General features: G+C 37.9%; 20 protein-coding genes. 1 reads left to right on the forward strand and 19 read right to left on the reverse strand.

Annotation, left to right across the window (positions count from 1 at the left end):
* The first annotated feature begins 292 nt into the window (after window positions 1-292).
* Window positions 293-1,405: a sensor histidine kinase gene (locus AC0IWT_RS14145; RefSeq protein WP_471797645.1), complete on the forward strand. Its 1,113-nt coding sequence runs from the start codon at window positions 293-295 to the stop codon at window positions 1,403-1,405.
* A 9-nt stretch (window positions 1,406-1,414) separates the two neighbouring features.
* Here AC0IWT_RS14145 and AC0IWT_RS14150 read toward each other — a convergent pair whose 3' ends face one another.
* From AC0IWT_RS14150 to AC0IWT_RS14240, 19 genes are all read right to left on the reverse strand, one after another.
* Entirely contained in the window at window positions 1,415-4,204 is a 2,790-nt protein-coding gene (locus AC0IWT_RS14150) for a lantibiotic dehydratase (protein ID WP_471797646.1), read from the reverse strand.
* Window positions 4,205-4,353: 149 nt separating this feature from the next.
* Window positions 4,354-5,193, reverse strand: coding sequence for an OmpA/MotB family protein (locus AC0IWT_RS14155; RefSeq protein WP_471797647.1), 840 nt, complete (start codon window positions 5,191-5,193; stop codon window positions 4,354-4,356).
* A gap of 25 nt (window positions 5,194-5,218) precedes the next feature.
* Complete coding sequence (locus AC0IWT_RS14160) at window positions 5,219-5,881, reverse strand: DUF2461 domain-containing protein (protein WP_471797648.1); 663 nt, start codon at window positions 5,879-5,881, stop codon at window positions 5,219-5,221.
* A 44-nt stretch (window positions 5,882-5,925) separates the two neighbouring features.
* Window positions 5,926-6,321 (reverse strand): hypothetical protein, encoded by a 396-nt coding sequence (locus AC0IWT_RS14165; RefSeq protein ID WP_056869634.1) that lies wholly within the window; start codon window positions 6,319-6,321, stop codon window positions 5,926-5,928.
* Between the two features lies 1 nt (window position 6,322).
* A complete protein-coding gene (locus tag AC0IWT_RS14170) occupies window positions 6,323-6,595 on the reverse strand; it encodes a hypothetical protein (RefSeq protein ID WP_056869633.1) in 273 nt (90 codons plus the stop codon).
* Between the two features lie 92 nt (window positions 6,596-6,687).
* A complete protein-coding gene (locus tag AC0IWT_RS14175; RefSeq protein WP_471797649.1) occupies window positions 6,688-7,230 on the reverse strand; it encodes a DUF420 domain-containing protein in 543 nt (180 codons plus the stop codon).
* A gap of 38 nt (window positions 7,231-7,268) precedes the next feature.
* The gene (locus AC0IWT_RS14180) at window positions 7,269-7,967 is read right to left on the reverse strand and encodes an SCO family protein (RefSeq protein ID WP_056869631.1); all 699 of its coding nucleotides are present in this window, start codon (window positions 7,965-7,967) and stop codon (window positions 7,269-7,271) included.
* Window positions 7,964-8,320, reverse strand: coding sequence for a cytochrome C oxidase subunit IV family protein (locus AC0IWT_RS14185; RefSeq protein WP_056869630.1), 357 nt, complete (start codon window positions 8,318-8,320; stop codon window positions 7,964-7,966). Before AC0IWT_RS14185 ends, AC0IWT_RS14180 begins: the two co-directional genes overlap by 4 nt.
* A 23-nt stretch (window positions 8,321-8,343) precedes the next feature.
* Window positions 8,344-9,051 carry a cytochrome c oxidase subunit 3 gene (locus AC0IWT_RS14190; RefSeq protein WP_056869629.1) on the reverse strand — a complete coding sequence of 236 codons (708 nt, stop codon included), beginning with the start codon at window positions 9,049-9,051 and terminating at the stop codon, window positions 8,344-8,346.
* A 31-nt stretch (window positions 9,052-9,082) separates the two neighbouring features.
* Window positions 9,083-9,649: a cytochrome c oxidase subunit 3 gene (locus AC0IWT_RS14195; protein WP_082491398.1), complete on the reverse strand. Its 567-nt coding sequence runs from the start codon at window positions 9,647-9,649 to the stop codon at window positions 9,083-9,085.
* 18 nt (window positions 9,650-9,667) lie between these two features.
* The gene (gene cyoE, locus AC0IWT_RS14200) at window positions 9,668-10,576 is read right to left on the reverse strand and encodes a heme o synthase (RefSeq protein ID WP_471797650.1); all 909 of its coding nucleotides are present in this window, start codon (window positions 10,574-10,576) and stop codon (window positions 9,668-9,670) included.
* 11 nt (window positions 10,577-10,587) lie between these two features.
* Window positions 10,588-11,646, reverse strand: a complete 1,059-nt coding sequence (locus AC0IWT_RS14205; RefSeq protein ID WP_471797651.1) for a COX15/CtaA family protein — start codon at window positions 11,644-11,646, stop codon at window positions 10,588-10,590.
* An 81-nt stretch (window positions 11,647-11,727) separates the two neighbouring features.
* Window positions 11,728-13,608 carry a cytochrome c oxidase subunit I gene (locus tag AC0IWT_RS14210; RefSeq protein WP_200940307.1) on the reverse strand — a complete coding sequence of 627 codons (1,881 nt, stop codon included), beginning with the start codon at window positions 13,606-13,608 and terminating at the stop codon, window positions 11,728-11,730.
* 23 nt (window positions 13,609-13,631) lie between these two features.
* Window positions 13,632-14,864 carry a cytochrome c oxidase subunit II transmembrane domain-containing protein gene (locus tag AC0IWT_RS14215; protein ID WP_471797652.1) on the reverse strand — a complete coding sequence of 411 codons (1,233 nt, stop codon included), beginning with the start codon at window positions 14,862-14,864 and terminating at the stop codon, window positions 13,632-13,634.
* A 67-nt stretch (window positions 14,865-14,931) separates the two neighbouring features.
* Complete coding sequence (locus tag AC0IWT_RS14220) at window positions 14,932-16,185, reverse strand: hypothetical protein (protein WP_056869623.1); 1,254 nt, start codon at window positions 16,183-16,185, stop codon at window positions 14,932-14,934.
* A gap of 16 nt (window positions 16,186-16,201) precedes the next feature.
* Window positions 16,202-16,807, reverse strand: coding sequence for a c-type cytochrome (locus AC0IWT_RS14225; protein WP_056869622.1), 606 nt, complete (start codon window positions 16,805-16,807; stop codon window positions 16,202-16,204).
* Window positions 16,779-17,315: a DUF3341 domain-containing protein gene (locus AC0IWT_RS14230; RefSeq protein WP_056869621.1), complete on the reverse strand. Its 537-nt coding sequence runs from the start codon at window positions 17,313-17,315 to the stop codon at window positions 16,779-16,781. The genes AC0IWT_RS14225 and AC0IWT_RS14230 overlap by 29 nt, the downstream gene beginning before the upstream one ends.
* Before the next feature lie 2 nt (window positions 17,316-17,317).
* Window positions 17,318-18,790, reverse strand: coding sequence for an NrfD/PsrC family molybdoenzyme membrane anchor subunit (nrfD, locus tag AC0IWT_RS14235; protein ID WP_056869620.1), 1,473 nt, complete (start codon window positions 18,788-18,790; stop codon window positions 17,318-17,320).
* Between the two features lie 26 nt (window positions 18,791-18,816).
* Complete coding sequence (locus AC0IWT_RS14240) at window positions 18,817-21,852, reverse strand: TAT-variant-translocated molybdopterin oxidoreductase (protein ID WP_471797653.1); 3,036 nt, start codon at window positions 21,850-21,852, stop codon at window positions 18,817-18,819.
* Window positions 21,853-21,893: the final 41 nt, after the last annotated feature.

Genomic DNA, 21,893 nt, shown 5'->3' on the forward strand with positions numbered 1-21,893 from the left:
GCGAAAATGTTAGACATTGAAGAGTTAGTCATTAAGATTGTGTTTGCAGTTGGGTCGGTGCTGAAGTTGTTTTGACCCTTTACATTTTTATAAACAAATGCAGTATTCTTTTTTAATTTTGTTGTGTTTTGCGCTTTCATATTATATATTTTATTGCTCTATTAACTAAATTGTTGTTGTTTTGATTAACTGTTGTAAAGGTGCGGCGAAAAAGGAGGCACTCCGAAATTTTTACACAAACCCGCTATTTTAACAGATAAAACCCCTGTTTTAGTAGATAAAACCCATTTAAATGAACATTCTTAAAATAAAAAACTGGTATAACCGAAATCACATCCATGTAAAAGCATGGGCTTTTTTTATCATTTATGAAGTTTCGATAACCAGTATTGTGAACAAAGGCCTCGGTGATGTTGGTACCTGGCTCTTTCACTACTCACTCAACATTATATTATTTTATGTTAATGCTGTAGTATTAAGAAGAGTGATGAATTTGAATAGTAATTGGAAAAATTGGTTATATGCGCCTATCGTAATAATTGAAATTCTTCTTTGTATGGCTATTGCTTACCCAATTGATTACATTCTGTCTACAACGATATATTACAATGCACTTAGACCTAAGTTAGAGTTCAATGACATTTACATGATTAGAACAACTTGGAGGTCTTTGTACTTTATTGGCTTCAGTACGGGTTATGTATTCTTGCTAAATTCCATTAAAGAACGTCGCCGGGTTCAGAAACTTGAGCGCCAAAATCTTGTTAATACCATCGAAAAGCAGGCTTTAGAGAATGATCTCGTTCAATCTCAAAACAATTTTCTGCGAAGCCAGATTAATCCTCATTTCCTGTTTAATACGCTTAACTTTATTTATAACGATGCAAGGAAAAAAGCACCGTTAGCGGCAGATGCCATTATGAATCTTTCAGAAATGATGCGCTATGCTTTGAAAAGACCTGAGGCATCAGAATTGGTACCTTTAAGTGAAGAGGTTGAGCAGATAGAACACTTGATTAACCTGCATAAATTGCGTACTGCAAATACAATTAATTTCGATTTAATTATAAATGGCGACTTGTTCGGGCTTCGTTTTCCGCCGCTGATTTTGCTTACCCTGGTAGAAAATATGTTCAAACATGGAAACATTGCACACTCTACGCAACCATCAATCGTTCAAATTGATTATGACAGGAAAAGCTTAACGCTTACAACCATCAACATGATTAATGAAGTGAAAAAGAAGGAATCTGAAAGTCATCACGTTGGATTAGAAAATATTGATAAGCGACTGAATAATTTCTATAAAGATAAATACGCTTTCAAATTTTATAAAGATCCACTTAATAGATACTTTACTGAAATTAAAGTTGATATAGACAATCCGATGGCTGGCCTTAATTAGTATTTTATGCTAGCCCACTGCATTTCTTCGTTGTACATCTTTTAATAAAAAATAGTAGATAACCATTTCGTGGGTGCGCTGGTCTTTATTAAAAAGGCGGTTTACATGCATGTGCAATAAATCACTAAACAACTGCACCTTTCTACCAGCACTGCAGATTTTTAGAATATTTGCGAATGAATTGGAGAATAACGTAAATTTTGCCAGCTGCATTTCGTTTAGTTCGACGTAGGCACATTTACGATAAACCTGATATTGAGCATTAATCTTCTTAAAATCAGTAGGCTCAAGATTATGTTCCAAATTGAAGGAATCCGACATCATTTTAATAGTCTCTGCCAGTTCTTTATCGTCGAATATTGCAGCTTGTTGGATATTTTCAATCAGCGCTGCGCAATAACTGTATCTACTTAAAGCATCCGGATTAGTGTCAAACAGAGATAACACAAACTGACTGTCAACCGAAAAATGTTCTTCCACCCGCTCAATCAGTTCATTTCCATATCGCTGAGTTTCCCGCTTGTATGTTCGAAGTTGTAAATCAGAAACCAGGCCGGCTGCTAAATCTTCTTCGAGGTAGCTTGAAAATGCTGCTGTCAACTCTTGTCCTCGGCTTGCATCCACAAGCAGAATTCTTAATCTTAAATGATATCCATTTTCATTGTAACGAATGAAGAACCAAGATTTTATGTGCGATTGATAAGCGTTCAAAAAATGGGCGATTGGGCCTCCTAAAAGCAAATCAGACCTTTGTTGGTGGCAGTAAATCTCAAAATAAAGCCACTCGGTTCCGGGCGCAAATACCTGTTTTACGGCACTTTCATGGATTTCCAGTTTGCTGTAGCCATTATAAATTTTATCTTGATGGTAAATATTCAAAATAAACTGGGCAAAATATGGCTTACCCTCTTCATCAACAACTACACTTTCATCAGGAACAATTACTTCCTCCAGATAAACTTTATCCTGCTTTTGCATGTACTGGATAAAAGCAGTCATATCCAGGTCTGCATTTTTATCGAAACAAAGCGTTTGGTCTGAAAGTCCTGCTTTAAAATAATTAGAAACGCCTAATTGATCCAAAAAAACCCTTAATTCATGTAAACTTAAGAATGAAACATCTGCCTTTTTAACTTGCCATTTTTGTTGAGCTAAAACGATATTTTGATATTGAAGCCTTGGATAGTAAGGCAATTCCGGATAGAGGTTTTCTAAAAAGAGTGTTAAATTCGTTTGGATATTCTGATGCTGTAGATCACACAAAAGCCTGAAAACTGACAAATCAGACCTCGAATAGTTATATGCAGAAGCCATCCTGGGAATGATGCGCCTATTCAACTTTTTAGAACGTAAAATTACTTCCCCAGCATACACAGAAATCATAATATCATCCAGCGTAAGCGGGTTTTCAGATGTATCGAAATTAAGAATAGAAAGCTGACGCTCGTAAACTAGCTTTCTCCGGTTAATGTTATCTACATTGGTTTCAACCATGTAAGCAACATCAAAAAATAACACGTCAGGGTTTGCAGCCTTTTCAATTTGGCCGATGTTTTTGCAATGCTGAAAAACATTTTCATTTGCAATGGTAAAGCGACCACTTAATGCATTTGCGGTGCTACCGCCAGTTTGATCTACACAAATCATATCATCAGCAACTGACATAAGCATGCTGAATGAATTTGGTATTGTTGCCGGCTTATCACTTAAAGATAGACCAAGCTGCTCTAAGCGAATTGTATCTCTAGAACTAAAAGATTCATGATGAATTAATTTTTTGAAATCTTGTTTTAGTTTATCCGTTAAATCTTCCGGTTTCCTACTCTGTTTTCCATGAAACTGTGCAATAAAGTCGTCTCCCAAACCCGCTTGCTCCAATTCATCGTAACCAACGCCCATTTCGGGGTCCAAAGCAACAGATAAAGGGATTTCCTTCTGTTCAAATTTTCGCTGAAATTTATTTACGAACTGCTTTAAAGCATCACGACCATCAACAGGCAAAATTCGCTGCATCATATTGATAAGGCCCGGAACTGCATGAAACATTCGCTCATCTAAACCGCCAGAAACCGCTTTCCGCTCAGATATCAGGTATTTTGGAGTATCGTGAGCAGACTTTACATTTATGCGGTTAAAATAATCTTCGCCAATAATGTTAGGGTCGGTGTCGCTTAACAAAAGCTGTAAAGAGAGCATGTCTTCGAGTAAAGAAAGCACCTCGTCTTTTCTTGCAGCCTCAATTCCAAGGCGCACAATTAAATCGTTCACGCTAACAGGTTTAGAACAAGTTTGCAAAATTTGCACCACAAACTCGTCGGTATCAATCTCGGCCAACTCGAATAATCCTTCGGTACAGGCAATGTACCTTATACTGCCATTGGTAAAATAGTAACTGCTATTTGCAAACAACATGCAATTATTGCCAAGCAATTCTGCAATTGAAAATTTGAGGCTGTTTCTAAAAGGCCAATCGATAAATTCATGAACAGTTTGCTTTTCCTCAATTGTAATCTTGTTTTCCGTTGAGCTCAAGGCACTTTTCAACATACTAAAACCTGCAAAAGTTCCATAGGGTGTTGACCTGAATTTAGCCCTATTGTAGTATTTCCAAATCGTGAATAGCACTTTAGGATTCAGCTTTTCAAGTTCCGCTGCTTGTACATCCTTTATTGTTTGATAAAAGGTATCAGAAGAAATTGCAATAGAAGCTTTTAACGCTTCCCAGCAATCTGCCAATCCAGATTGGTAAGAAAGCCTTGGTGTACGGAAAATTACGTCTTGATGGATAGCTACTTTCATGAAGGTATTTAGTGCATGAAAATTACAAACATTTTAGTTAAAGTGGGGATTAATGCAAAAATTAAAATTATCGTAAAACCCGGATAAGTTAGACAAACAAAAAAGCCCTGCGAATTTAAATTCACAGGGCTTAGGCAATTACGTTTCACTTATTTTATTAGGTTGTACAACTCGTCTAACTTCGGCGAAAGTACAATTTCAATTCTTCGGTTTTTACTCCGCCCATCAGCACCTGTATTGGGGCCAAGTGGCTGAAATTCACCTTTACCGGTGGCAGTCATTCTTACGCTTTCTACTTTTTCAATATCTGTTAAGTACCTAACAACAGAAGTAGATCTTAGCACGCTCAAATCCCAATTGTCTTTAATCTGACCTAAATTGTTAACTTTCTGATTGTCAGTATGTCCTTCAACTGCAATGTTAATCTCTGGCTGTTCTTTTAAAACCTTAGCTAGCTGAGCAAGTGCTTTCTTACCATTTTCATCTATTATTATACTGCCAGATGGAAATAAAAGTTTATCCATAAGGGACACATAAACCTTACCGTTTTTAATTTCTACAGTTAAACCGCTTTTAGTAAAACCAAGCAATGCTTGCTGCAATTTTTCTTTTAGCTGGTTTGTGGCTTCGTCGCGTTTTCGCAGAACTTCTTCCACTTCTTTTAAACGTTTCTCTCTGGCGGCAAGATTCTCCGACAACTTGGATATTTCGGTCGAACTATTGTTTTTCAGTTTGTTGAAACTTGCATTCACATCATTAAATCTGGTCTGTAAATCGCGTAAATCCTCTCCCAAAAGTGATGTATCTTTCCTTAATTTTTTGGCTTCGTCTTCCAAATTTTCAACCTTAACCTGACTTTCATTAAAGGCAGTGTATAAAGAATCTTTACTTCCTAAAAGGGCTTTATATTTTTTAGGCGATAAAATAACGCATGATGTAACCGACGTGGCAAAAAGCAAAATTGCAAAGGCAAAAAAAATATTTTTCATGTTTAAACTGAGTTTTATGAGCTAACTATGCTTCTAAAGCATTTCGTAAAAATGCAACTAATGGATTAACAGTTCTAAAAGAACTTATCAACTTATTAACGAGGGTAGGCTTAAAAAACTCTTCATCATCCAGTTGCATCGAAGCCTCAAAGCTTTTCAATTTCAAATATTCTATATTCGGATCGGCCGGATCATATCCTTTTGGGGCATTTTTCAACGCTGATGCCATGCCAAGTTTAAAACTCTTTTTAAAATCCCTGTCATCAATAATCGCTTTAAAATCGCCGATATTGTAATCTATTTCCTGTCGGATGACTTTAACGTGGGCGGGTTCGGGCATCCAATAACCACCAGCAATAAAACTTTTACCTGGCTGGATGTGTAAATAATAACCCGGTTCATTGCCACCTTTGCTTTTAGCAGAAAACCACATTCCAAAGTTATTTTTATAAGGATCTTTATTTTTACTGAAGCGAACGTCGCGGTAAATTCGCATCAGGCATTTTTTCGGATCGAGCTCCGGAGATATTAATGGATCTATCTTTGCCAGTTCGGGAATTAAAAAGGTTACAAGTTCGAGCACATCCGCCCTGGCCTCTTCATATTTATGTTTATTATCTGCAAACCATTCTCTGTTATTATTTTCAGCAACGTTTTTAATAAAAACGAGGGTGTCTTTTTTCAGCATATTTGGAATTTGTAATTTGGTGTGCGCTACCTGAGTTAAACAGATTATTTATCGTAATACGATTTATACTTAATATTGGGCGATAACACATGGAGCAATATTAGCCTCGAATACCTATAATTAATAGGATAGAACAAAAAACAGCCGGCAAAAATTACAATCAGGTAGGTCCAAAAAGTGTTGTCTTCTAATGGCCCCACAATTTGGAAGGTGATGAACGTGGCCAACAGCATTTCCAGCACGTTCATGGCATAACTTACGTACATAGCCGCGTAAAAGTAGCCAGGTTCAATTTCAACACGCTGCCCGCAGTAATTGCAAATCTCCTTTGTGTGTTGTATGTTCCACCCATACATGCTTCCTGTAAAAATATCTCCCCGACGGCAATGCGGACATTTAGCATGTAAGATTGCATAAAACTTGGAAGTTTTTCCAGGCATGCTAGTTCAAATTTATGCGATCTGATTTCATATCGAGGTGCACATTTTTTTTACGATATTTTTTATACCAGATAATGCCAACAGCAGTTGCCAGGATGTAAGGAATGACCAAAAGATAAATAACACCAGTATTTAACCCTGCAGCCTGAGTGTTTCCATTTTTTACCCCCTGCTCTGCATTTATGGTACACATGGCGCATTGTGCCATCACCTTTGGTGGCATAGTGAAAGCAAAAAGGAATAAAATTAAGATTAAAAATGCCTTGTTTTTCATTATAACAAATATACAGATAAACGAATGCAGAGCGTTAAAAATTGTGTCATAAAAAAAGGTTCAACTTTTCTGGTGAACCTCAATTTGTAGGGTTAGTACTGGTAGTAGGGCGATATCATTAAATAAACAACTACGCCGGTAATTGCCACATAAAGCCAAAGCGGAAATGTGATTCTGGCAATCTTTCTATGTTTATCAAACTTTTCTGCCAGTGCCCTAACATAGGTAACCAGCACCAATGGAATGATTATTATAGAAAGTAGAATGTGTGTAAGCAAAATAAAGAAATAAACGTATTTTATGGTGCCTTCTCCCCCGAACTTTGTTGAGGGCGTCGTCATATGATAGGCGATATACATGACCAAAAATAGTAATGAACAACCAATTGCAGCTTTCATTAAGTTCTGGTGCAATTGTACCTTCCCATTTTTTATGGCCCTAACCGCAATAACCAGAAGTATGGCCGTTATGCCATTTATCGTTGCGTAGATTGGGGGTAAAAATGGCAGCGGACTAACATCTATACCTAAATCTTTCAACTTAACCATAAATAAAACAGCAACTGCTACCGGTATAACAATCGATAAAATGATTATCCAAATGTTATATTTTTTTTCTATTGAATTATTTTCCATTACACTAAATACCTTTCGGAGTTGACTTGTTTTCTAGCTTACCTTCCGTCTTTGAGGTTTCTTAAATCCTCCGCAACCAAAACCTTAATTTCATCGTCGAGCTTAGCTAATGCATCTGCGTTTGTTGCTTCGTAATACCCACGTATCCTATGCATATTATCAAGCAAGATAATCTGGTTTCCGTAAATAAATTTCGCTTTGCCGTTCTCTTCGTGATGGATTATATCAAGCAGTAACCCTTTTCTGATAAAAGGATAAACCTGTAAAGTATCACCACTTAAAAAATCCCACTTTCCCGCTTTAGCACCGAGCGCATCTGTTAGAGCTTTTAAATTGTAAGGATAATCTTGAGGATCTACCGAGAGGCTTAAAAATCTGATTAGCGGATTTTTTTCATAGCCTTCAGCAATCTTTTTAACATTGATGTTAACCTCCTTAATTGGGCTGGCTTTATAAAATAGATTTATCACCACTATTTTGCCTTTCAAAGCAGACCAGTTGAGGGTTTCATTAACCTGATTAACAAAACTAAAATCCGGAACCGTGTGGTAAATGGTATCTGGAATTTTTTTCCCTTTTACTGAATGGAAAGTTGTGGCAACAATCTTTTCGCCAAAAATTGGAAGACTTTTATACCGGTTCTTGGCGAAGTGTGGCAATAAGTAAAAAAACAAAAATCCTGGTATAGCCAATATGCTTACCAGGATTAAAGATTTCTTTATCGAGAATGATCTCATGAATGCGTTGCCATGTGCAGATGTAAAAATCCGCCTTCGATAAGCATTAATACTATAAAGTAGATGATGAAAATGAACGATACCGTTAGTGCCAATTGTAGACCTAATTTTTCGAACTTTAAGTGCATAAAATAAGCAACGATGTAAAATGCTTTAACCAATGTTAGTGCAATGTAGATGTAATTGCCTATATGCTGAGGAATATGACCTCCGGGAATTGCCCATAACGCTATGATGAATTCGATACCGGTGATTAAAGATAAAATTCCAGCAACTTTCCAGATTTTAGCTTTATTCATTCCTGCATGGTCATCGTGTTCGTGACCTTCGGCTGTATGTGAATGTTCTGACATGTTAAATATTTTTATTGATTAAATTAAACTAAATAGAAGAAGGTAAATACAAATACCCAAACTAAATCCACGAAGTGCCAGTATAAACCAACTTTCTCAACCATTAGGTAATGACCTCTTCTCTCAAATGTACCATTTATCGTCATCACTAAAATGATGATATTAATCATAACACCACTAAAAACGTGGAAACCATGAAAACCAGTGATTGTAAAGAACAAATTAGCAAACTGCTGGGCCGCCACTAAAGAAACATCACCAACAAACAGATGTTTTAATTCTTCAGTACTTGGAATCTGACCCCACCAAAAACCTTCGTGGTGTAAGTGACTCCATTCTAAAGCCTGACAGCCTAAAAACATGAATCCACCGATAATAGTTGCTATCATCCATCCAATAACTTCTTTTTTTGCACGGCGGTGACCAGCTTCTACTGCCATAACCATGGTTACAGAGCTCAAAATTAGGATAAAGGTCATAATCCCCACAAAAACCAATGGAGCGCCACTATCCTTTAATCCTGGAATTGATTGGAAAACCAAATCCGGATCAGGCCAGGCTGATTTAGAAAAGCGCTGAGCGCCATAATAGATCAACAAAGATGAAAATGTGAAAGCATCTGATAAAAGGAAAAACCACATCATGATTTTACCATATTCTACCGACCAGGGAGAACGACCACCATTCCATGGTCCGGTTTTAACTTGATCTAATTGTGATACTGAATTCATTTGGAAATAGTATAATAGTTTGTTAACAAATTTAACGGTTCAAAAGTAAAAAAACATACAGATATATCCATAATATATCTATAAAATGCCAAAAAATAGAGGTTATTTCCATACGGAACTTATTTTTTGCAATGGTAATTTTTTTGTAGCTACCAACTAAGCTGCTGGTTATAAAGCCTAACCCGGCAATAATGTGGAATAAGTGCATTAACGGAACCACATATATAAAAGAAATTGCGGCATTGTTACCTACAAGGGTTGCACCGGTTTTAACCATGCTGCCCCATGCTACAAACTGCATAAAACCAAACCCGAATGCCAAAATGATGGTTGCCCAAAGCATTTTACGTTGCAAACTAAAATTTAGTTTTCTTAGCGCCCTTGATGCCAGTGTTAATGTTACGCTACTGGCAATTATTAATAATGTACTATAAATAAAAGCATCGGGTAAAACCAACCCATGCCCCTTACCTTTCGATGCCGCAAAAACCAGATAGTAACTGGTAAAACCGCCAAACATAATGGTAGATGATACAACAAAAAGCCATACTATAAACTTCTTAGGCTTTGGGTCGAATATATCTTGTGTATTTTCCATTGTTAAAACCATAAATAATTATTTTGCTATAAAATCAAACATTAATACCAACTGTACTGCTGGTATGTAAAAAAAAGAGCAGAACATCACCTTTTTCGCATCGATGAGTTCGCGGTTTTTCAATAATTTAAAAGCTAACCAGCTAAATATTACACCTGCAATAATGGATAAGGCGCCTATGTAATAACCTCCAAAACCGTAAAATGTTGGAAGCAAACTAACGGGTATCAAAATCAGGGTTGCAACAAAAGTGAACAACGCTGAAGTTTTATCTTTCTTTTTTGTTGGCAACAGCCTGAAACCTGCCTTTTTATAATCCTCGTCCAATACCCAGGCTATGGCCCAGAAATGTGGAAATTGCCAAACAAATTGTATCAGGAATAATATTACTGCAATTTTGTAATCAATATCTAAAAACAAATCCGACTTTAAACTGCCAAATGCAGCCAAATAACCGATTAATGGTGGTAAAGCGCCAGGTATTGCGCCAACAAAAACAGCAATCGGCGATTTTCTTTTTAATGGCGTATATGCAAATGCATATAGCAAAATAGAGAAAACCGAAAGCAATCCTGTCTCAAGATTTAACTGTCCTAAAAGCCAGGTTCCAAGAAAAGCCATAAACACGCCAAGAACCAATCCTTGCCCTGTTGTCATCCTGCCAGCTGGCATCGGCCGGTCTTTAGTTCTGGTCATCAATTTATCCAAATCGACTTCTATGATTTCATTAAAGCAATTCGCTGCAGCCGTAACCAAAAAGCCACCTGCTATCAAAATAAGCCAATTTCCCCAATCTATTGAAGGTATGTGCCCTCTTCCAACCTGCATCTTCTGACCAATCAAAAATGAAATCGATGCAGAAAACACGACCGTAAAAGACAGCCTGAACTTAACTAGTTTAGAAAAATCTGAAAAAAAGTGTTTCAATTCTCTTATTATTATTGTCTGTATGTTCTTGTTCTGTAAACGAGCAAGTACAAGTAAAACTGTAAACTAAATAGCATTGTCGAAAATAAAATATGCAATGCCTGTGCAACCGGTGGCAAGGAAAGATAAGCCAATGCAAAGCCACTAATGAGTTGTATAAATAACGTTAGCAAAATAAATCTTGCGGTTAATAATGGGGCAGCCTTACCGCTAAATCTATCGATAACCATTTTATAAATAATACCGTTACAAATGATTACCAAAATGGCCATATCTCTGTGGTAACTAAAAACCTCGCCGATTCTTGATACCCAAGTTGCCCTGTTTCCAAAAGACAGGGACTTGGCAATCACATCAATGGCTTCCCTTACCTCCGTACCCAACACAATTTGTGCAATGCTAACGATAAGCGTAAAAAATAAAAATCCTTTCAGCCATAAAATCCGGTACATAATTACCGAAGGTTCCTTATGCAGCTGTTTAGCATAGTTATAGGTGTAAATTGAGATCACCAATATAACAAGCGCAAGGAGCATATGTACGGTTACTACCCACTGCGCTAAATTTGTTGATACAACAATAGAACCTAACCATGCCTGATAACCAACAACGAGTATATTTAAAATACTTAAAATAATTATTCTTTTGGCTGTTTTCCGATAAGTGAAAGAGAAAACAGCGGTTAACAGTAAAAATATTCCTGCTAAAACGCCCGCTAACCTATTCAAATATTCAGTCCAGGTTTTTGCAGGGTTAAACTCCTCAGGAACGGTAATGCTTTTATCGTTTCTGATACTATCTGCCAAAGCCTTTTTTCCCATACTTTCGAGGTATCGGGCAAATTTTTCATTTTTCTTAAGCCTGCTGGCAACATATTTTTGCTGGTAGCCTGGAGGCAGCTGAGAGACATGAGTCGGCGGTATGTACCTGTCGAAACATTTTGGCCAATCAGGACAACCCATCCCGGAGCCTGTACTGCGAACAATACCGCCTGCAAGTATAACTAATAGCGTAACTATTATTGTTATAAGGTTAATGCTGATAAAACGTTTCTCTGATCTGCTGATCATATATCTATTAAGATGAAAAGGGTATCCGGATAAGCAGAAACTTAATCAGATACCCCTTTAAAATTTGTTAAAGCTATGTAACTAGCCCTTATTTTCTGTCACAGGATTGGCGATTTCCCAATCTTGTTGAATTTTTTCCGCTTCAGCATTTCCTTCAAAATCATGAGGCAAGTTAGAACTCATTGTTTGTGAGAATGGAACAGTTTGTGGAATAAAGTCGGCATCATGGCCTGGTTTGCTATAGTCATATGGCCATCTGTATACTGTAGGAATTTCGCCCGGCCAGTTTCCATGTAAGTGCTCAACAGGTGCAGTCCATTCCAGGGTATTCGATTCCCATGGGTTTTGCGGTGCCTTTTTCCCTTTGTAGATAGAATAAAAGAAGTTGAACAAGAATGCTACCTGCGCTAAAGCGGCCATGATGGCAGCCCAGGTTACAAACACATTTACAGTTAACCACTTTTTCATGAATTCGAATTCAGTAAAAGCATAGTAACGACGCGGAACGCCATCCAAACCTAAAAAGTGTAATGGGAAGAAAACCAGGTAAGCGGCAATAAATGTTAGCCAAAAATGCAGATAACCTAATTTAGCGTTCATCATGCGTCCGAACATTTTAGGATACCAGTGATAAACACCGGCAAGCATTCCGAAAATGGCTGCAGAGCCCATTACCAGGTGAAAGTGAGCAACAACGAAATATGTATCGTGTAAGTTAATATCTAATGATGCATTTCCTAAAAATATACCGGTTAAACCACCAGAAATGAAGAATGAAACTAAACCAATAGCAAACAACATAGCAGGGGTGAAACGAATGTTACCTCTCCAAAGCGTTGCCAGATAGTTAAATGTTTTCACGGCCGACGGAACTGCGATAATCAACGTGGTAATCATAAATACACCACCTAATAAAGGATTCATACCCGTTACAAACATATGGTGACCCCACACGATGAACGAAAGTACTGTAATACCAATTAAAGAGTAAACCATGGCGTGGTAACCAAAAATTGGTTTGCGGGAATTTACAGATATTACTTCTGATGAAATACCCAACGCCGGCATAATTACAATGTAAACCTCAGGGTGACCCAAGAACCAGAATAAGTGTTGCCAAAGAATCGGCGAACCACCTTCATTAGGTAAAATATTGGTACCCATTACGATATCAGACAAGTAGAAACTCGTTCCGAAACTTCTATCAAATACTAATAAAACCACACCAGCTACCAAAACCGGGAACGATAAAATACCTAAAATAGCGGTTAAGAAGAAAGCCCATATTGTTAAAGGCATTTTCCAAAGGTCCATACCTTTTGTACGCATGTTTAAAATAGTACTCACATAGTTAATACCACCCATTAATGATGAAGCAACAAAAAGCACCATACTGATTAACCAAAGGGTCATACCCATACCAGAACCAGGAATTGCTGTTGGCAATGCCGATAACGGAGGATAAACTGTCCAACCACCAGATGCAGGACCTGTTTGGATGAAAAATGAGGCCATCATTACCACACAGGCGGTAAAGAAGAACCAGTAAGAAAGCATATTCAAAAACGGCGATGCCATATCTCGAGCTCCGATCTGCAACGGAATCAGAAGATTACTAAAAGTACCACTCAGCCCTGCTGTCAATACGAAAAATACCATGATGGTACCGTGAATAGTAACCAATGCAAGGTAAAAGTCAGATTTAATACGACCACCTTCAGCCCATTTTCCTAAAAAGGTTTCTAAGAAAGGGAAATTCTTGTCGGGCCATGCCAGCTGGATACGGAATAAAATTGATAGACCCATTGCAATAACCGCCATAATGATACCGGTTATCAAAAATTGCTTCGCAATCATTTTGTGGTCCATGCTGAAGATGTACTTTGAAATCAAAGTCTCCTTATGGTGCCCGTGATCAGCGTGATCGTGATTGTGTTCGTCGTGTAATGCTATTGTTGACATAATTCTTTTCGCTCTTCGGTATATTATTTATTTAAAGCCATTTGGTTTGTTTTTACAGCTGCAGAATCTGTAGCTGCTGAGTCTGTTCCTGATTGTGCAGGCGCAGGTGCCACTGGCAAATTAAATTGTTTTCTTAAATCGTCGTTTAAGTAGGTTTTTTGTTCGGCTAACCAGGTTTTGTATTCTTCCATCGAAACAACCCGAACTACTTTTTGCATGTTGTAGTGACCAGAACCACAGATTTTAGCACAGTAAAAAAGATACTTAAAATTAGGATCGTTGGTTTTTTGCTGCATCTCTGCAGTTGTAATGGTTGGTGTAAACTCAAATATGGTTTGCATACCAGGTACAGTATTCAATTGTACTCTAAAGTGTGGCATGTAAAAACTGTGGATTACATCTTTACTTGTTAGTATCAATTTAACCGGCTTTCCAACAGGGAGAACCATTTCATCCGCCATTTGATCATCACGAGATTTCAAATCTTTAAAGTCGATACCCAAAGTATTTGAAGCAGTTGTTAACTTGTAGTTTTTATGACCTACAACACCATCGGCTCCAGGATAACGTATAGACCATTTGAACTGCTCTGAAGTTACCTCGATTTGAATTGGCATATTTTTAGGATCATCTACTTTGAAGAATATTGATCTCCAGGTTAAGAATCCCATTAATACCAAAACTGTAAGAACCAAGGCTGGTAAAATAGTCCAGATCTTTTCTATTAAATTGTTATGAGGATAGTAGTAAGCTTTTCTTTTTGCCGAATATCTGTAAATGTAAGAAAAACCGAACAATAAGATGTGTGTTACAACGAAAACGATAGTGGTAATGATTAACGTAAGGTTGAACATCTCATCGATACGCTTTCCATGCACCGAAGCTGCATCAGGCAGTAACATTGCTCCGTGAACCGTGTATTCCCAATAAACACCATATAAACCTAAAACCAGGAACAAAGCAAATAAACTTGCATGTACCCTGTTCCAGTTAATGCCAACTGGTTTACCTTGTGCTTCGCGGCTTAACTCATATACCCTTATGGCTTTACCCACAATAGCAATGAATAAACATATTGCGAGAAATACCAGAATATAAAATATTACTGATTTATAAACCTCGCCCATATCAACTTTCGTTGCCGCGGCAGCACCTGCAGCTGCATCTTGTGCAAATACGCTCGTGTTTGCAAAAACAGTAAGTATTACTGCTAAAGCTGCGGTCGTTTTATTCGTGATAAACTTTCTTAAACTCATTTTCTTAAAAGTAGTACGCTGTACTTCTATAATAATAATTAAATATTTGCCTTTATAAAAACATCAATTAAAGTTGATGATGCAAACTTTCTTGTAATAAAGGGTGATTTTTCGCTATTAAAGGCTTTTTACTTAAAGCACCTAAAACGGTAAAGGTAAACAATCCTACAAAACCCGCTGCAATTCCTATTTCGATAAAGCTAAACCCATTGGTGCCTTCTTCTACCGCTCCTGGCATAATCATTTGATAATAATCTACCCAGTGACCTAACAATACAACAACAGAAACAAACAATAACCTAACATCTGTTCTTTTGTTATCTCTATCCATTAACAATAACACTGGTGCCAGGAAGTTCATTGCTAAGTTAAGGAAGAACCAAAACTTATAGTATTCAAAGCGTTTGTAGAAATAAACGGTTTCCTCTGGCATGTTAGCATAGTAAATCAATAAGAACTGTGCAAACCATACGTAAGTCCAGAAGATAGAGAAACCAAAAATAAACTGACCTAAGTTATGTAAGTGGCTATTGTTAACCCATTGCATGTAACCAGCTCTTCTTAATAAGATAATGATGATTGCAATTGTTGCTAAACTACTAACCCACATTGCTGCAAAGTTATACCAGCCAAACATTGTTGAAAACCAGTGCGCTTCTAATGACATGATTGTATCGAAGGCGAAAATCGGTGTAGTGAAACCGTAAATTACAAGGAAGATACAAGCGTTCTTGAAGCTTTTTCTGTATGAATTTAAACCACCAGCCAAATCTTCATTGTATGAAAACTTAACAAACATCATTGCGAAGATACTGTAAACACCTAAAAACAATAACTGACGGCCTAAAAAGAAAGGCTTGTTTAAGAAGACAGATTTCCCTGCGATGATTGCATCATAATGTTCAGACCCTTGTTCCGCTAAACCATGAGTTGCCCAGTGTTTATAAAGATACGGAACGCTAACGCTCTGCCCGTGTTCGATAATGGTATGTTCCATAAACAAACCAGCAGAAACAATTGCGATAAGTATTACAGCGGCAATTGGCAACGTTTTGGCCATTGCCTGCGGTACGCGTAAAATTGATGCAGACCAGCCTGCCTGTGCCACAAATTGAACAGCTAAGAAAAACATTCCCGACATACATACGCATGCAAAGTAATATCCCATAAGCAACAGGTTGGCAAAAGTGCGCTCTTGGTGGCCACTTAAAAAACCGTAAACAATTGCTGCAATACCTATTACGATACCAACTATGCTTAAAGTTTTTACTTTTCCTGTAAACTCAAATTGTTCACTAAAATTAATATTGTGAGTTCCCATTTATATTCTGCTTTACTTATTGTCCTTTTTGTAATTGTTGAACATACATCACAATTTTCCAACGATCGATTGGTAAAATTTGCGAAGCATGCGAGCCCATGTTATTTACACCATACGTAATGGTATGATAGATTTTTCCAGGAGTCAAATCTGCCATATTACCACCTCTGGATGAAGCGCCGCTTGAGTATGATGGAACACCTGTAAACTTTTCAATTTTAACCAAGTGACCTTGACCATCTCCTTTTTCACCATGACATGGTGCGCAGAACACAACAAATGAATGTTTTCCCTGTTCTAGGTTTACGCTGTCAGCAGGTAATGGATTTACCATTTTTGCACCGGCTTCATTATATCCTTCTAAAGTATTAGGATAGTCATCATATTCTTCAAAACCTACTGGTTTTGTATTTGCTGGAGGTAACTGCGCAGTTTTACCATCCTTAAAGTTTTTATTTGGCTGGTCAGGGTTGTAAGCAATCGGATCATACATGTTCCTTGCATACTCTAGTCCTGTACTGCGTTTATCTCTACAAGCCGAAAAAGTAGCTGCAAAAGCGATAGCTAAAAACGCGGCATAAACAATCTTATTCTTATTCATAGCTAATGTACTTCCTTTCATTATACTTTACTTCTAAAGCACCGGCATCTTTTAATAATCCATCAATTACGGTGTGTGCTGCATTTTCGTGCGCATCTACCGCGATAACAAAACGATCATCTGTAGCACGAAGATCCATTACGCGTGGTGCTCTTCCCGGAAATAAATGCGTTGAAGCATAATAGGTTAAAACCATACCGAAAGCACAGAAAAGAACTGTTAATTCGAACATTATCGGAATAAAATCCGGCAATGCAAATGATGGTTTACCACCGATGTTTACCCGCCAATCAATAACTGCGCAAAAATAAATCAAAGCGAAAGCTGCGCAGGTACCTGTAATACCGAAGCAAAATGCTGCGATGTCTATTCTTGATCTTTTAATGCCTAATTTGGCTTCTATCCCGTGTATAGGCATCGGCGTATATACATCAAAAATACTGATGTTATTTTCCTGAAGTTTTTCGATGCCATGCATCATTTCATCAGGGTCACCAAAGCTGCCTAAAATATATTTGATATCACTCATTGTTATATTTTTGCGTATTCTTCTTGTTTAACACTATCAAATTTCTCTAAAGATTCTATGTATTCAGCTACATACTCTTTATTCTCATGTCCTTCTTTAATCTGTTTTAGTTTCGCTTGCTCACTCGCAGATTTTAATAATAATTTAACCTCTGCTATCGCGATGGATGGCAATACTCTTAAGAATAATAAGAATAAAGTAAAGAACAATCCGATTGAACCTACGAATACACTTACATCAACCCAGGTAGGATAAAACATTGCCCAACTTGATGGAATATAATCGCGGTGTAATGAAGTAACAATAATTACGAAACGTTCAAACCACATACCTACGTTTACCACGATTGATAAAATCCAGGTCGCTTTAATACTTAAACGAATCTTTTTGAACCACAACAGCTGTGGTGAGATCACATTACAGGTCATCATCATCCAGTAAGACCACCAGTAAGGACCGGTCGATCTGTTGATGAAGGCATATTGCTCATATTCCGAACCTGAATACCATGCAATGAAGAACTCTGTTAAATAAGCTACACCAACAATCGACCCTGTTAGGATGATGATTTTATTCATCGATTCGATGTGGAACATGGTGATGTAGTTTTCCAAACCTAAAACCTTACGCGCAACCAATAATAAAGTTAATACCATCGCGAAGCCTGAGAAAATAGCACCGGCAACGAAGTAAGGAGGGAAAATAGTTGTGTGCCATCCCGGAATTACTGAAGTCGCAAAGTCCATCGATACAATTGTGTGTACCGAAAGTACCAGTGGCGTAGAAATACCAGCTAAGATTAAGGATACGGCTTCGAAACGCTGCCAGGTTTTAACACTTCCACTCCATCCGAAAGAGAAGATAGAATAGATTTTTCTGCGTGTTCCAACTGCACGGTCGCGAATGGTTGCAATATCTGGTAATAAACCTGTGTACCAGAATAATAATGATACTGAGAAGTAAGTTGAGATTGCAAACATATCCCAAACCAATGGTGAGTTAAAGTTTACCCAAAGTGAACCGAACTGATTTGGTAAAGGTAAAACCCAGTACGCTAGCCATGGGCGGCCCATGTGTGATACAACATATGTTGCTGCACAGATAACCGCAAAGATTGTCATTGCCTCTGCCGACCGGTTAATTGAGTTACGCCAGTTTTGACGGAAGAGTAAAAGTACCGCAGAAATAAGTGTACCTGCGTGACCAATACCAACCCACCACACGAAACCGGTGATATCCCATGCCCATCCAACTGTTTTATTTAAACCCCAAGATCCGATACCGTTCCAGAAGGTATAGCTTACCGCTACAACCCAAAGTAAGGCACCTAAAGAGGCAAAGATGAAACCAATCCACCAGGCTTTATTTGGCTTATTTTCTACCGGGCCTAAAATATCATCCGTAATTTTTGCATACGTGATGTTATCGCCGGTAATTAATGGTTCTCTAAGTATTGATTCGTTATGTCCTGACATAATTTGTATTTTCTTTATACTAAAGCTTACGCTTGTACTGTTGTATCTGTATTTCTAATTTTTGTCATATATCCGATACCCGGTTTCACGTTAATTTCCTCTAATACGTAGTAGATACGCTCAGAACGTAAAGCTTTTGAAACCTCAGAATTAGGATCATTTGCATCACCAAAGATGATTGCATTTGCTGCACAAGCTTCCTGACAAGCCATTTTAATATCTCCGTCTTTTAACGGACGTTTCTCAATTTTAGCTTTCAATTTACCACCTTGTATACGTTGGATACACATAGAGCATTTCTCCATAACACCACGTGAACGTGTAGTTACGTCAGGATTTAAAACCAATTGAGTAAACTCGTTATTTAAATAGTTATCGAAACGAGAATCGTTCCAGTAATTAAACCAGTTAAAGCGACGAACTTTGTATGGGCAGTTATTTGCACAGTAACGGGTACCTACACAACGGTTATAAGCCATGTGGTTTAAACCATCAGATGAGTGTACTGTTGCCAATACCGGACAAACTGTTTCGCATGGTGCGTGGTCGCAGTGCTGACATAACATTGGCTGGTGAACAACAGAAACATGATCTAAATTTTCCAACTTAGCAATTTCTTTTTCTCTTGTTACATCACCTGTTGGTGTTTCGTAGCTATAATAACGGTCGATACGAATCCAGTGCATTTCACGACGACGGCGAACCTCATCACGACCTACAACAGGAATGTTGTTTTCTACGTTACAGGCAACAACACACGAACCGCAACCCGTACAAGCGTTTAAGTCTATGGCCATAACCCAGCTATTGCCCGGCTGCTCCCATTTATCCCAAAGGTCATAATTTTTATGGCCCTCTTCGCTTTTACCTGTACCCGCTGCAGGGTTTTTTAAATATTCTTTAAATGTAGCCTCGCGGATTACATTACGTCCTTCAAATGAATGGTGAGTTTGCGTTTGCGCAAGTTCGTAATAACCACCTGTAGGGGTAATTGTAACGTTGCTGGCGTATTGCATTGTTCCATTTACAAAAGAAATGAAAGGGAAAGCATTTTTACCTACACCATTACCCGCTTTACCAACTTTCTCACGACCGTAACCCAAAGCGATTGAAGCTGTACCTTGCGCTTGTCCTGGTTGGATAAGTACTGGTAAGTCTATCGAATATCCATTGCCGCCTTTTACAGTTACAACATCAAATTCTTTAACTTTTAATTTTTCAGCAAATTTCGGGGCTAAAGCAACATAGTTATCCCAGGTAACTTTCGACACCGGATCAGGCAATTCCTGTAAGAATGCATTATTTGCATTTTTACCATCACGCATCGGTATGTTTTCGTACACCTGAAGTTCTACCTGGTCGCCACCTTTTGCCAGCGATTTACTGCTGTTTAAAACTGATGAAGCGACTGCTGCTAAAGATAAAGAGAATGAATATGCTGCAGCTGGCTTAGCAGTAACTGTTACAACACCTTTTTCTAAAACATCATTCCATTTTAAGCCAAGTGCAGGCAACATTTTAGTTTCCCAGTTGTTGCGAACAAATTGGTAATAATCTTTAACAGGAGCATCTGCCCATGTTAATAAACTTTCTTCTGCCTGACGGCTGTTGAAAACCGGATTAATGGTTGGCTGTACGATTGAGTAATATCCTTCGTAAGCGTTTGCATCACCCCACGATTCTAAATAGTTATGGTTAATTGCAATTGCATCACAAAGTGAAGCCGTTTCATCTGCTCTATCTGCAAATGAAATTTTTGCAGGAACTTTTGCCAATGCATCAGTAAAGGCCTTTGAATTCATGAAATCGTAAACCGGATTGCTGTTTAAAAATAGAACAGCACCAACTTCTCCACGACCCATTTCAGCTACGAAGCCACTAAACTCAGCATCGTTTCCAGCGTATAAATAGCAAGGATTATCTAAATCGATAGTTGTACCATAGCTACCAAGAGCAGCGTTTATGGCATTTACTAAAATTTGAGTAGAAACATCATTAGAACCACAAACAACAAGCGATTTGCCTTTTGCCTGCATCAGTTCTTTAGCGGCTAATTTAATTACTTTATCAGCTGTGCTGTTGTTAGGCAAAGTTCCGCCCGGTAGAGATTGACCGGTTATTGCATTATATAAAGCAATTAAAGCAGGACCTTCTTCCGACAATTTAACCGGAACACGGGTATCTGCATTAGTACCTGTTAAGCTCATGCCACTTTCAAACTGAATGTGGCGACTCATTTTCTTATTTTCTAATGATTTATAGTTACGATTTGCAGTGTATTGGGCGGTGAATGTTTCCCCGCTAATCCAGGTACCTAAGAAATCGGCACCAAAACTCACAATTAAATCTGCTTTATCGAAATTATATTTAGGCAAAACCGCTTTACCAAAACTATTCTGATTGGCTTGAATAATACCTGTGTAAGAAACAGCATCATACTGAATTAATTTTGCTGCAGGATATTTTGTTATAAACTGCGCAATTACAGCGTTGGTAGATGGACTGTTTACTGTTGAAGCAACAACACGAATTTTCTTTCCACCTGCCTGTGCTTTAGCCAACTCTCCTTTAACAAAGCTGTCTATTTTTGCCCAGGTAGTTTCTTGATTTTTAAGAACCGGTGCTTTTAATTTAGATACATCGTATAAATCTAACACTGAAGCCTGCGCTCTTGCGTCTGTACCCCAATTGAATTCACCTGCATTAGGATTTGGCTCAATTTTGATAGGACGACCTTCTCTTGTTTTAACTAAAATACTTTGGCCGTTAAAGCTCGAAGTATAATAGTTAGGAATACCAGGTGTTACCTCTTCAGGTTTTACCAGGTAAGGAATAGATTTATGAACAGGCGCACTTTGACATGCTGCTAAAGTTACTGCACCTAAACCAAAACCTAACGCTTTTAAAAAGTCGCGGCGTGGGGTAACAGTGCTTAACCCTGCTTCATTTAAAACATCTTCTATTGGAAGTGGCTCGGCGAATTCGTTTTTGTTATTTTTAACAAAATCGGGTGTATTGTTATACTCCTCTAAGCCTTTCCAGTATTTTTTATTGCTTTCCATTTAAGCTATATTACTGTTTATCGAACGTTCTTACTAAAACT

Source organism: Pedobacter sp. AC464 (assembly GCF_979253075.1).